14 protein-coding genes are annotated in these 12,433 nt (G+C 56.6%); 9 read left to right on the top strand and 5 right to left on the bottom strand.

Translation table 11 applies throughout. The features are described from left to right. Positions 1–34: 34 nt before the first annotated feature. From EnteroDNA1_RS05605 to EnteroDNA1_RS05595, 3 genes are read right to left on the bottom strand one after another with little or no spacing between them, the layout of a single operon-like run. Positions 35–430 (bottom strand): MAPEG family protein, encoded by a 396-nt coding sequence (locus tag EnteroDNA1_RS05605; protein ID WP_021240443.1) that lies wholly within the window; start codon positions 428–430, stop codon positions 35–37. A gap of 51 nt (positions 431–481) precedes the next feature. Next, entirely contained in the window at positions 482–1,300 is an 819-nt protein-coding gene (locus EnteroDNA1_RS05600; protein WP_045887970.1) for a DUF72 domain-containing protein, read from the bottom strand. Next, positions 1,297–1,863 carry a hydrolase gene (locus EnteroDNA1_RS05595; protein WP_048979930.1) on the bottom strand — a complete coding sequence of 189 codons (567 nt, stop codon included), beginning with the start codon at positions 1,861–1,863 and terminating at the stop codon, positions 1,297–1,299. Before EnteroDNA1_RS05595 ends, EnteroDNA1_RS05600 begins: the two co-directional genes overlap by 4 nt. Before the next feature lie 263 nt (positions 1,864–2,126). Here EnteroDNA1_RS05595 and aspS point away from each other — a divergent pair, with 263 nt between their 5' ends. The 6 genes from aspS (at position 2,127) to ruvB (ending at position 7,382) form a co-directional block, all read left to right on the top strand. After that, positions 2,127–3,899, top strand: a complete 1,773-nt coding sequence (gene aspS, locus EnteroDNA1_RS05590) for an aspartate--tRNA ligase (protein WP_069303005.1) — start codon at positions 2,127–2,129, stop codon at positions 3,897–3,899. A gap of 1 nt (position 3,900) precedes the next feature. After that, positions 3,901–4,344 (top strand): dihydroneopterin triphosphate diphosphatase, encoded by a 444-nt coding sequence (gene nudB / locus EnteroDNA1_RS05585; protein WP_033145850.1) that lies wholly within the window; start codon positions 3,901–3,903, stop codon positions 4,342–4,344. Between the two features lie 27 nt (positions 4,345–4,371). Continuing rightward, positions 4,372–5,112 carry a YebC/PmpR family DNA-binding transcriptional regulator gene (locus EnteroDNA1_RS05580; RefSeq protein ID WP_008500447.1) on the top strand — a complete coding sequence of 247 codons (741 nt, stop codon included), beginning with the start codon at positions 4,372–4,374 and terminating at the stop codon, positions 5,110–5,112. 34 nt (positions 5,113–5,146) lie between these two features. After that, positions 5,147–5,668: a crossover junction endodeoxyribonuclease RuvC gene (gene ruvC, locus EnteroDNA1_RS05575; RefSeq protein WP_003859749.1), complete on the top strand. Its 522-nt coding sequence runs from the start codon at positions 5,147–5,149 to the stop codon at positions 5,666–5,668. An 80-nt stretch (positions 5,669–5,748) separates the two neighbouring features. Then, entirely contained in the window at positions 5,749–6,363 is a 615-nt protein-coding gene (ruvA, locus tag EnteroDNA1_RS05570) for a Holliday junction branch migration protein RuvA (protein WP_023312236.1), read from the top strand. A gap of 8 nt (positions 6,364–6,371) precedes the next feature. Then, complete coding sequence (ruvB, locus tag EnteroDNA1_RS05565) at positions 6,372–7,382, top strand: Holliday junction branch migration DNA helicase RuvB (protein ID WP_023312235.1); 1,011 nt, start codon at positions 6,372–6,374, stop codon at positions 7,380–7,382. A gap of 58 nt (positions 7,383–7,440) precedes the next feature. On the opposite strand, the gene znuB is transcribed toward ruvB, so the two are convergent. Together znuB and znuC are read right to left on the bottom strand one after the other, a co-directional pair. After that, positions 7,441–8,226: a zinc ABC transporter permease subunit ZnuB gene (gene znuB, locus EnteroDNA1_RS05560; protein ID WP_048979928.1), complete on the bottom strand. Its 786-nt coding sequence runs from the start codon at positions 8,224–8,226 to the stop codon at positions 7,441–7,443. Next, positions 8,223–8,978, bottom strand: a complete 756-nt coding sequence (gene znuC / locus EnteroDNA1_RS05555) for a zinc ABC transporter ATP-binding protein ZnuC (RefSeq protein ID WP_023312233.1) — start codon at positions 8,976–8,978, stop codon at positions 8,223–8,225. Before znuC ends, znuB begins: the two co-directional genes overlap by 4 nt. A 77-nt stretch (positions 8,979–9,055) precedes the next feature. Here znuC and znuA point away from each other — a divergent pair, with 77 nt between their 5' ends. From znuA to lpxM, 3 genes are all read left to right on the top strand, one after another. Then, on the top strand, positions 9,056–10,000 hold the full coding sequence (gene znuA / locus EnteroDNA1_RS05550) for a zinc ABC transporter substrate-binding protein ZnuA (RefSeq protein WP_069303915.1): 945 nt from the start codon (positions 9,056–9,058) through the stop codon (positions 9,998–10,000). A 15-nt stretch (positions 10,001–10,015) separates the two neighbouring features. Next, positions 10,016–11,335 (top strand): murein DD-endopeptidase MepM, encoded by a 1,320-nt coding sequence (mepM, locus tag EnteroDNA1_RS05545; protein WP_024909694.1) that lies wholly within the window; start codon positions 10,016–10,018, stop codon positions 11,333–11,335. Between the two features lie 121 nt (positions 11,336–11,456). Beyond that, positions 11,457–12,428: a lauroyl-Kdo(2)-lipid IV(A) myristoyltransferase gene (gene lpxM, locus EnteroDNA1_RS05540; protein WP_033145849.1), complete on the top strand. Its 972-nt coding sequence runs from the start codon at positions 11,457–11,459 to the stop codon at positions 12,426–12,428. Positions 12,429–12,433 lie beyond the last annotated feature (5 nt).

Here is a 12,433-nt window from a genome sequence, read left to right as displayed (position 1 = left end):
AAAATCCGGGAAAAATAAAGTGGCGTATTGTGCGCTAATGAAGGGAGAAAACCAACTCCCACGGCATATACCACAGGTTAGCCAGCACCATCAGCAAAAGCGAACACCAGGTCGCGCTCATGCCGGAACGACGCCAGCGGATTAAGCGGTGGTGAAAACCGTAATAGTGCATCAGGCGGCCAGCAATAAGAAGCAGGCCACAGATGTGCACCATCCAGGTTTCTGCGCCATTCATCTCCATAAAAAGCAGCAGGATTAAGGCTGCGGGGATGTATTCGACCGCGTTGCCATGAATGCGGATAGCGCTTTGTAGCTCGGAAAATCCGCCGTCACCGTAAGAGACGCGGTACAGCGTTCTGAGGCGCACAACATCAAATGAAAACTTAATCAGCAGTAATGCACCTAACACCGCATACAGCGCGCTGACCATACAAACTCCCTGTTTTTGGCAGATGGCACTTCACTATGATAGGGGGTGATATCAGAAAAGAGAAGATTGTTGTGGGATGGAAGGGGCGCTGCCCACGGACGGCACCGCAGCCTGCAAGGCCTGCCACAGAGCATCGACCAGTTCGGGCGCCTGGGCGATATCCGGCGTATGCAAAAAGAGATACGGCGTGGTGGTGTGTTCCCACTTCGCTAACGTTTGCAGCCAGACGGCGAACATCGCCTGATTTTGTTGCATGTTATCGCTGCCGATATACCTGACCATTGGGTTATGCGCGGTCACGATGGCATGGACCGGCACTTTCGGTTTTTTACGCTGAGCTTCAACGATGGCTTCGCTATGGGGGACAGCGCTGTGCACCGGCCGGCTATCGAGGATCACCCGGTTAACGGAACGCTCAAGCAGGCCGCGATTGAGCGCTTTTTCTGCTTCGCCCTTCGCAAAAAATTCAGGATGCCTGACTTCAACGCCGTAGGCGAATTCACGGGGCAGGGCATCCAGGAACTGCCAGAGCGCAGGTAAATCGCGCGGGCCAAACGTGGCGGGCAGCTGGATCCAGTACTGACCGATGCGGTTCGCCAGCGGCGACATGCGCGTAAAAAACTCTTCGGTCAAATCCCCGCAGTTGCGCAGCGCGGCCTGGTGGGAAATGGTGGCCGGAAACTTAAAGCAGAAGCGGAAGTCGTCGGTCGTTTGTTCCCGCCAGCGCGTAACAATCTCGGCTTTGGGGAGCGCATACAGGGTGGTGTTACCCTCGACACAGTTGAAGTGCCGGGCATATTCCTCAAGGCTGGTGATGCCAAGGCGCACCCATTTCGGGTGCGACCACTGGGGCAGGCCCACGTACATCATAGCGCGCTGACAATCTCATCCGTGCTGCGCACGCGGCCGATACGCGGGAAGATATGGGTCATGCTGCCCTGGTGCTGTTCCGCGGAGGCCGCGCTGCAGGCATCTTCCGCGATCACCAGGTTAAAGCCCAGCTCCCACGCGTTGCGGGCGGTTGACTCCACGCCGATGTTGGTGGAAATGCCGCACAGGATGATGGTGTCGATGCCGCGACGGCGGAGCTGCAGCTCGAGATCGGTACCGTAAAATGCCCCCCACTGGCGTTTGGTCACTTCGATGTCGCTGTCGCGTTTGCCGAGTGCGGCCGGGTACGTCCACCAGTTTTCAGGCAGGGCGCGTGCGGAAGCCTTTGCATCAACGGGCTGTTTTAACGCTTCAGCGTAATCAGCGGACCAGCCGACGCGCACCATGACAACAGGCGCACCGCTGGCACGACATGTTTCCGCCAGGCGAGCTGCGCGGCTGACCACATCATCCGCGGTATGCGGGCCGCCGGCGAAGGGCAGAATGCCTTCCTGTAAATCAATCACGACAAGTGCGGTTTTACTGGCATCAAGTGTTAACATCGTTACTCCCGTTAAATGAATCACTTCCAGACACCATACGATGTGATGGCCTGTTCCTGGGCGGATAATTTTGTTAATTTTTGTGAGAATGCGCAATAAGAGTGCAGCAAACGACCGCCTGGCCGTGGTTCGCTCTTATCGTCCGGCGGAATTTCCAGTATAATAGCCGCCTTTTTTCATCCAGTTGTGACATACAGAAAGCTGCGACATAGTAGCCTGCATACCAGGCGACATTTAGCCTGCGGCTAATTAAGGGATATCTCATGCGTACAGAATATTGCGGGCAGCTGCGTCAGTCCCACGTCGGACAGCAGGTCACCCTGTGTGGTTGGGTCAATCGTCGTCGTGATCTTGGTAGCCTTATCTTCATCGATATGCGCGACCGCGAAGGTATCGTCCAGGTGTTCTTCGACCCGGATCGCGCAGATGCGTTGAAGCTGGCCTCTGAGCTGCGTAATGAGTTCTGCATTCAGGTTACCGGCACCGTGCGCGCGCGTGACGAGAAAAACGTCAACGCCGACATGGCAACGGGTGCCATCGAAGTGCTGGCGTCCGATCTGGTGATCATCAACCGTGCAGAAGCGCTGCCGCTGGACTCCAACCACGTCAACACTGAAGAAGCGCGTCTGAAATACCGCTACCTGGATCTGCGTCGTCCGGAAATGGCTCAGCGCCTGAAAACCCGTGCGAAAATCACCAGCCTGGTGCGTCGCTTTATGGATGACCACGGTTTCCTCGACATCGAAACCCCGATGCTGACCAAAGCCACGCCGGAAGGCGCGCGCGATTACCTGGTCCCATCCCGCGTTCATAAAGGCAAATTCTACGCGCTGCCGCAGTCTCCACAGCTGTTCAAACAGCTGCTGATGATGTCCGGCTTCGATCGCTACTATCAGATCGTTAAATGCTTCCGCGACGAAGACCTGCGCGCTGACCGCCAGCCAGAATTTACCCAAATCGATGTGGAAACCTCCTTCATGACCGCCGAGCAGGTGCGTGAAGTGATGGAAGCTCTGGTGCGTAGCCTGTGGAACGACGTGAAAGGCGTTGAGCTGGGCGATTTCCCTATCATGACCTTCGCTGAAGCCGAGCGTCGTTACGGCTCTGACAAACCAGACCTGCGTAACCCGATGGAGCTGGTGGACGTAGCAGACCTTGTGAAAGGCGTTGAGTTTGCCGTCTTCTCTGGCCCGGCTAACGATCCTAAAGGCCGCGTAGCAGCGCTGCGTGTACCGGGCGGTGCGGCACTGAGCCGCAAGCAGATCGACGACTACGGCAACTTCATCAAGATCTACGGTGCGAAAGGTCTGGCCTATATTAAAGTGACCGAGCGTGCGAAAGGTCTGGAAGGCATCACCAGCCCGGTAGCGAAATTCCTTAACGCGGACATCGTGGAAGCGATCCTTGAGCGCACCGGCGCGCAGGACGGCGACATGATCTTCTTCGGCGCAGACAACAAGAAAGTCGTGGCGGATGCGATGGGCGCGCTGCGTCTGAAGCTTGGCAAAGACCTGAGCCTGACCGACGAAAACAAATGGGCGCCGCTGTGGGTTATCGACTTCCCAATGTTTGAAGACGACGGTGAAGGCGGCCTGACCGCAATGCACCACCCGTTCACCTCGCCAAAAGACATGACGGCGGCAGAGCTGAAAGCGGCACCGGAAGATGCGGTCGCCAACGCTTATGACATGGTCATCAACGGCTACGAAGTGGGCGGCGGTTCCGTGCGTATTCACAGCGGTGAAATGCAGCAGACCGTGTTCGGCATTCTGGGCATCAACGAGCAGGAGCAGCGCGAGAAGTTTGGCTTCCTGCTGGACGCCCTGAAATACGGTACGCCGCCGCACGCGGGCCTGGCCTTCGGTCTTGACCGACTGACCATGCTGCTGACCGGCACCGATAACATTCGTGATGTTATTGCCTTCCCGAAAACCACTGCCGCAGCGTGTCTGATGACCGAGGCGCCAAGCTTTGCCAACCCGGCCTCTCTGGCCGAGCTGGGCATTGAAGTGGTGAAGAAGGAAGAGAAAAACTGATATGGCATATAAGCTTCCCGTTTCGGTCCTGGTGGTCATTTATGCAGAAGACACGAAGCGGGTGCTGATGTTGCAGCGGCGCGACGACCCTGATTTCTGGCAGTCGGTTACCGGCAGTCTGGAAGAGGGGGAAACCGCGTCGCAGGCCGCCGCGCGCGAAGTAAAGGAAGAGGTCACCATTGACGTTGCCCGCGAGCAACTGACCCTGAAGGACTGCCAGCGCACGGTGGAGTTTGAAATTTTTAGCCATTTACGTCATCGCTACGCGCCGGGTACCGAGCGCAATACGGAGTCGTGGTTCTGTCTCGCGCTCCCCCATGAACGGGAGATCGTGTTTACCGAACACCTGACCTACCGCTGGGTGAATGCGGCGGATGCCGCCGCACTGACCAAGTCGTGGAGCAACCGGCAGGCGATTGAAGAATTTGTAATTAACGCAGCCTGAGAAGGCGCGATTTTTGGAGAACTTTTTATGGCAGGTCATAGTAAGTGGGCCAACACCAAACACCGCAAAGCGGCACAGGATGCCAAGCGCGGTAAGATCTTTACCAAAATCATTCGCGAGCTGGTGACAGCAGCGCGTCTGGGCGGCGGCGATCCGGCTTCTAACCCGCGTCTGCGCGCGGCGGTAGATAAAGCGCTGTCAAACAACATGACGCGTGACACCCTGAACCGTGCAATCGCACGTGGCGTGGGCGGTGACGAAGACGCGAACATGGAAACCATCATTTATGAAGGTTACGGCCCTGGCGGTACTGCGGTGATGGTTGAGTGTCTGTCCGACAACCGTAACCGTACCGTTGCGGAAGTGCGCCACGCGTTCACCAAAACCGGTGGCAACCTGGGCACTGACGGTTCCGTTGCTTACCTGTTCAGCAAAAAAGGCGTCATTTCCTTCGAGAAAGGCGACGAAGATGCGATCATGGAAGCGGCGCTGGAAGCCGGTGCGGAAGACGTGGTGACCTTCGATGACGGCGCTATCGACGTTTATACCGCGTGGGAAGAGATGGGGGCCGTGCGCGATGCGCTGGAAGCGGCTGGCCTGAAGGCGGACAACGCTGAAGTCTCCATGATCCCGTCCACCAAAGCGGACATGGATGCGGAAACGGCACCGAAACTGCTGCGTCTGATCGACATGCTCGAAGACTGCGACGACGTGCAGGAAGTGTACCACAACGGTGAAATCTCTGATGAGGTTGCAGCGACTCTCTGATGAGAGCCTGTAAACCGTTTACGGGAGACGCGTGATGTCGATTATTCTCGGGATTGACCCAGGCTCACGCGTCACCGGTTATGGCGTTATCCGTCAGGTGGGACGCCAGTTAACCTACCTGGGCAGCGGCTGTATTCGCACCAAAGTGGACGATCTTCCTTCGCGCCTGAAGCTCATTTATGCGGGCGTGTCGGAGATCATCACCCAGTTTCAGCCGGACTATTTCGCCATTGAGCAGGTCTTTATGGCGAAAAACGCCGATTCAGCGCTAAAGCTCGGTCAGGCGCGCGGTGTCGCCATCGTCGCTGCCGTGAACCAGGATTTGCCGGTATTCGAATACGCGGCACGTCAGGTCAAGCAGACGGTGGTGGGCATTGGGAGCGCGGAGAAAAGCCAGGTGCAGCATATGGTGCGTACCCTGCTGAAGCTTCCCGCGAACCCGCAGGCCGACGCCGCGGATGCGCTGGCGATTGCGATTACCCACTGTCACGTCAGCCAGAACGCGATGCAAATGAGCGAGTCGCGGCTCAATCTGGCGCGAGGCAGGTTACGATAATCAGAAATCAGGCTGGATAAACATCCAGCCTTTTTTTATTATGTCGGCAGTTAATTTCTCTCAGAACGCAGGAGCGTCACGTGATAGGCAGACTCAGAGGCATCATCATTGAAAAACAACCCCCGTTAGTGCTGCTGGAAGTAGGTGGCGTGGGCTATGAAGTCCATATGCCGATGACCTGCTTCTACGAGCTGCCGGACGCGGGCAAAGAGGCGATTGTCTTTACCCAGTTTGTGGTGCGTGAAGATGCCCAGCTGCTGTACGGATTCAATAACAAGCAGGAACGCACCCTGTTCCGCGAGCTGATTAAAACTAACGGCGTCGGTCCGAAGCTGGCGCTGGCGATTTTGTCCGGCATGTCGGCACCACAGTTTGTGAATGCCGTTGAGCGCGAAGATCCTGCGGCGCTGATTAAGCTCCCGGGCATTGGTAAGAAAACCGCCGAGCGCCTGATTGTCGAGATGAAAGACCGCTTTAAAGGTCTGCATGGCGATCTGTTCACTCCGGCTGCCGATTTGGTACTGACCTCTCCTGGCGGCCCTGCAACGGATGATGACGCCGAGCAGGAAGCGGTTGCCGCGCTGGTGGCGCTGGGCTATAAACCTCAGGAGGCCAGCCGAATGGTGAGCAAAATTGCCAAACCGGACGCCAGCAGTGAAACCCTGATTCGTGAAGCGCTGCGCGCTGCATTGTGAGGTAAAGGATGATTGAAGCAGACCGCCTGGTGTCGGCAGGCACTATTCAGGCAGATGACGTGGTGGATCGCGCGATCCGCCCAAAACTGCTTGATGAGTATATCGGCCAGCCGCAGGTTCGTTCCCAGATGGAGATTTTCATCCAGGCGGCAAAGCTGCGCGGCGATGCGCTCGATCACCTGCTGATTTTTGGCCCTCCGGGTTTAGGCAAAACTACGCTGGCGAATATCGTTGCCAATGAAATGGGCGTCAACCTGCGCACCACCTCCGGCCCCGTGCTGGAGAAGGCGGGCGATCTCGCGGCGATGTTGACCAACCTCGAACCGCATGACGTGCTGTTTATCGATGAGATCCACCGCCTGTCGCCGGTGGTGGAGGAAGTGCTCTATCCGGCGATGGAAGATTACCAGCTGGATATCATGATCGGTGAAGGCCCGGCCGCGCGCTCCATCAAAATCGATCTGCCGCCCTTTACCCTGATTGGCGCCACCACCCGCGCCGGGTCGTTGACCTCTCCGCTGCGCGACCGTTTCGGCATTGTGCAGCGTCTCGAGTTTTACCAGGTGGCGGACCTCCAGCACATCGTTGGCCGTAGCGCCCGCTATATGGGGCTCGAAATGAGCGAAGAGGGCGCGTTTGAAGTGGCGAAACGTTCCCGCGGTACGCCTCGTATCGCCAACCGCCTGCTGCGCCGCGTGCGTGACTTTGCCGAGGTGAAGCACGATGGCTCGATTTCCGCGGAGATCGCCGCTCAGGCGCTGGATATGCTTAACGTCGATGCCGAAGGCTTTGACTATATGGACCGTAAACTGCTGCTGGCGGTGCTGGACAAGTTCTTTGGCGGCCCTGTCGGGCTGGATAACCTGGCTGCGGCTATTGGGGAAGAGCGTGAGACGATTGAAGATGTGCTGGAGCCGTATCTGATCCAGCAGGGCTTCCTGCAACGCACCCCGCGTGGACGTATGGCAACGGTGCGGGCGTGGAATCATTTCGGCATTACGCCACCGGCAATGCCGTAATGTTTTGTTCCCTCTCCCCGAGGGAGAGGGCCAGGTGAGGGCTTCAGCGCCCTCCATGTTAATTCGCGGTCTTTTTCATCATACTGAAGATAAACATCACCGCCGCACTTAGCACCACTGATGGCCCCGCAGGCGTGTCATAGAACGCCGAGAACGTTAACCCACCCGTTACCGCAATCATCCCGATAATCACGGCTACGCCGGCCATCTGCTCCGGCGTACGGGCAAAACGACGCGCCGTGGCGGCCGGGATGATCAGCAGCGACGTAATAATCAGCGCGCCGACAAACTTCATTGCGACACCAATCGTTAACGCCGTCACGAGCATCAGTAGCAGTTTTACGCGCTGCAGCTTCACGCCGTCGACAAATGCCAGATCCGGACTGACGGTCATGGCCAGTAAATTCCGCCACTGCCAGAGCAGAATAGCGAGCACCACCACCACGCCAACGGCGATAGCGATGAGATCTTCCGGCGTCACGGCCAGCAGGTCGCCGAAGAGGTAGGCCATCAGATCCACGCGGATGTTCGACATCAGGCTGACCACCACCAAGCCCAGAGACAGGGCACTGTGCGCCATAATGCCAAGCAGCGTATCAATGGCGAGGTGAGGGCGTTTTTCGAGCCAGACCAGACCGGCGGCCAGCAGCAGCGTGACCACAATCACCGCGTAGAAGGGGTTCACATCCAGCAGCAGACCAAAGGCAACGCCCAGCAGAGACGCATGCGCCAGGGTATCGCCAAAATAGGACATTCTGCGCCAGACAACAAACGAGCCGAGCGGGCCCGCGGCGCAGGCAAGCATAATCCCGGCCAGCCAGCCGGGCAGTAACAGTTCAATCATGAGTGTCCATTTCCCCGACGCAGTACGATTCGTCCCTGTAAATCATGGCGATGATTATGATGATGACGGTAAATACCCAGCTGTTCAGCGCCGCGTGGGCCGAACATGGAGATAAACTCCGGGTGCATTGACACCACTTCAGGCGTACCGGAGCAGCAGATATGGTGGTTGAGGCACAGCACTTCGTCGGTTTTTGCCATCACCAGATGCAGGTCGTGCGACACCATCAGCACGGCGCAATCAAGCTCCCGACGGAGCTGGTCGATCAAATCATAAAGCGCAACCTGACCATTCACATCCACACCCTGAGTTGGCTCATCCAGTACCAGCAGCTGCGGGCTGCTCAGCAGCGCGCGGGCAAGTAAAACACGCTGAGTTTCACCGCCGGACAGTTTTTGCAGCGGCGCATCGACAAGATGGCCCGCCTGCACGCGTTTCAGCGCCGGGAGAATATCGGCTTTACGGGTGCCGGGGCGCAGACGCAGGAAACGGCTGACCGTCAGCGGCAGCGTGGCGTCGAGATGAAGTTTTTGCGGCACATAGCCGATACGCAATTTTTCCTCGCGCTTAATCACGCCTTCATCGGGTGCGACCAGACCCAGCACCACGCGCACCAGGGTGGATTTGCCTGCGCCATTGGGGCCGAGCAGCGTCAGAATTTTGCCGGGCTTCAGATCGAGCGACACGTCAGAGAGGACGCGGCGCTGCCCGAATGAGACCGAAATATTTTCAAGAGAAACCAATGTCGTCATGTCATTTTAAGCTTGAAGAAGTCAACGAATGTTATAATATCACATTCCACGCATTCACTACGATGATTAGTCGCATTATGTTACATAAAAATACGCTTCTTTTCGCAGCATTATCCGCTGCCCTTTGGGGTACAACCGCACAAGATGTTAACGCGGCGGTTGTCGCTTCGCTTAAACCACTCGGATTCATCGCGTCTGCCATTGCAGACGGGGTAACGGAAACCCAGGTTCTGCTCCCTGATGGTGCATCTGAGCATGACTATTCCCTGCGCCCGTCAGATGTAAAACGCTTACAAAACGCGGACTTAGTCGTCTGGATTGGTCCTGAAATGGAAGCGTTTATGCAAAAGTCAGCAAAACAGGTTGCTGGCGAAAAACAGGTCGCGATTGCCGAACTCTCCGGCGTGAAACCGTTGCTCATGAAAGGGGCGGATGACGACGGCGACGAACCTGATCATCATGCCGCAGACGGCGAAAAAGGTGATGGAGATCACCATCACGGCGAGTACAACATGCATCTTTGGTTATCCCCAGAGATAGCGCGGCTTTCAGCGGTTGCAATCCACGACAAATTAGTGGAACTTATGCCGCAAAGTCGAGCCAAACTAGACGCCAACCTGAAGGATTTTGAGGCACAATTAGCCGCAACCGATAAGCAGGTTGGTAATGAGCTCGCACCGTTGAAAGGTAAAGGGTATTTCGTTTTTCATGACGCCTACGGCTATTACGAAAAACACTACGGTTTGACCCCACTGGGCCACTTCACCGTCAACCCTGAAATTCAGCCTGGTGCGCAGCGTTTACATGAAATCAGAACACAGTTGGTTGAGCAAAAAGCGACATGCGTTTTTGCTGAGCCACAGTTCAGGCCAGCGGTCGTAGAAGCCGTGGCCAGGGGAACATCCGTGCGCATGGGAACCCTTGACCCGCTAGGTACGAATATCCAGTTGAGCAAAGCGAGCTATTCGCAGTTCCTCAGCCAACTGGCGAACCAGTATGCGAGCTGCCTGAAAGGAGATTAACGAGGAAGTGAATACGTGCAACAGATAGCCCGCTCTGTCGCCCTGGCATTTAACAATCTGCCACGACCCCACCGCGTTATGCTGGGGTCGCTTACAGTTCTCACCTTAGCGGTCGCCGTCTGGCGGCCCTATGTTTACCACCCGAGTTCTGCCCCTATCATCAAAACCATTGAGCTTGAAAAGAGCGAAATCCGTTCTTTGCTGCCTGAAGCCAGTGAGCCTATCGACCAGGCGGCTCAGGAAGATGAAGCCATCCCGCAGGATGAGCTGGACGATAAAACCGAGAACGAGGCGGGTATCCACGAATATGTTGTCTCTACCGGGGATACGCTGAGCAGCGTGCTGAACCAGTACGGCATCGACATGGGCAATATCAGCCAGCTGGCGGCTGCGGATAAAGATCTTCGTAACCTGAAAATCGGACAACAGCTCTCCTGGACTTTAACGGCGGATGGCGATCTCCAGCGTCTGACCTGGGAAATGTCCCGCCGCGAAACCCGCACCTACGATCGCACTGCAAACGGTTTCAAGATGACCAGCGAAATGCAGAAGGGTGACTGGGTTAACAGCGTTCTGAAAGGTACCGTGGGCGCGAGCTTTGTCTCCAGCGCGCGCGATGCAGGCCTGACCAGCGCTGAAATCAGCTCGGTGATCAAAGCCATGCAGTGGCAGATGGATTTCCGCAAGCTGAAGAAGGGCGATGAGTTCTCCGTCCTGATGTCCCGCGAAATGCTGGACGGCAAGCGCGAGCAAAGCCAGCTGCTGGGCGTACGTCTGCGCTCCGAAGGCAAAGATTACTACGCGATTCGTGCCGAAGACGGTAAGTTCTATGACCGCAGCGGTACGGGCCTTGCAAAAGGTTTCCTGCGTTTCCCGACGGCAAAACAGTTCCGCGTCTCCTCTAACTTTAACCCGCGTCGTCTGAACCCTGTAACCGGGCGCGTCGCGCCGCACCGTGGCGTTGACTTTGCCATGCCGCAGGGCACGCCGGTACTGGCGGTTGGCGATGGTGAAGTGGTGGTGGCCAAGCGTAGCGGTGCCGCCGGATATTATGTCGCGGTACGTCATGGTCGTACTTATACGACCCGCTATATGCACCTGCGTAAGCTGCTGGTGAAGCCGGGCCAGAAGGTGAAGCGTGGTGACCGTATCGCGATCTCCGGCAATACCGGACGCTCTACTGGCCCGCACCTGCACTATGAAGTGTGGATCAACCAGCAGGCCGTGAACCCGCTGACGGCGAAACTGCCGCGCACCGAAGGCCTGACAGGTAAAGATCGTACTGATTATCTGGCGCAGGTGAAAGAGGTGATGCCGCAGCTGAGCTTAAACTAAGCCCTCTGTTTTTGTTAAAAAAGCCGGCGCACACTGACGCCGGCTTTTTCTTTTGTGCGTGGACGACTGCCTCGCTACACTATCTGAATAAAATTTTGCGTCATCAGACCCTGGATCCAGCATGGAAACCAAAAAAAACAATATTGAATACATTCCTGAGTTTGAAAAATCCTTCCGCCATCCGCGCAACTGGGGCGCCTGGCTTGGTGTTTACACTTTTGCGGGGATGGCGATGCTGCCTGCTTCCGTACGCGATCCCGTTCTGGGGAAAATTGGCCGTCTGGCCGGGCGTTTGGGCAAGAGCGCCCGCCGCCGCGCGCAGATCAACCTCTACTACTGTTTTCCTGAGAAAAGCGACGCCGAGCGCGAGGCAATCATTGATGAGATGTATACCACCGCGCCGCAGGCAATGGCGATGATGGCTGAACTGGCGCTGAAAGGGCCGGATAAAATCGTCGATCGCGTTGACTGGAAAGGGCTGGACATCATCGAGGAGATGCGCCGCAATGACGAGAAAGTCATTTTCCTCGTCCCCCACGGCTGGGGCGTTGATATTCCGGCGATGCTGATGGCGTCTCAGGGGCAGAAAATGGCGGCGATGTTCCATAACCAGGGAAATAAAATCTACGATTTTGTCTGGAATACGGTGCGTCGTCGTTTTGGCGGACGTTTGCATGCGCGTAACGATGGCATTAAGCCCTTCATTCAGTCGGTACGTCAGGGGTACTGGGGATACTATCTGCCGGATCAGGACCACGGCCCCGAGCACAGCGAGTTTGTCGATTTCTTTGCGACCTATAAAGCGACGCTCCCCGCGATTGGTCGCCTGATGAAAGTCTGTCGTGCCCGCGTGATCCCGCTATTCCCGGTCTATGACGGCAAAACGCATCGCCTGAGTATTGAGGTCCGTCCGCCGATGGATGATCTGCTGACCGCGGACGACCACACCATTGCGCGTCGAATGAACGAAGAGGTGGAAATCCTGGTGGGGCCGCATGCCGAACAGTACACGTGGATCCTGAAGCTGCTTAAAACGCGTAAGCCGGGTGAAACTGAGCCCTATAAACGCAAAGAGCTTTATCCGCGGAAATAATAAAA

The organism is Enterobacter sp. HK169 (assembly GCF_001719105.1).
Classification (GTDB): domain Bacteria; phylum Pseudomonadota; class Gammaproteobacteria; order Enterobacterales; family Enterobacteriaceae; genus Enterobacter; species Enterobacter asburiae_B.
The sequence above is the reverse complement of the archived record's forward strand: the minus strand, read 5'-3'. Positions and strand labels throughout refer to the sequence as shown.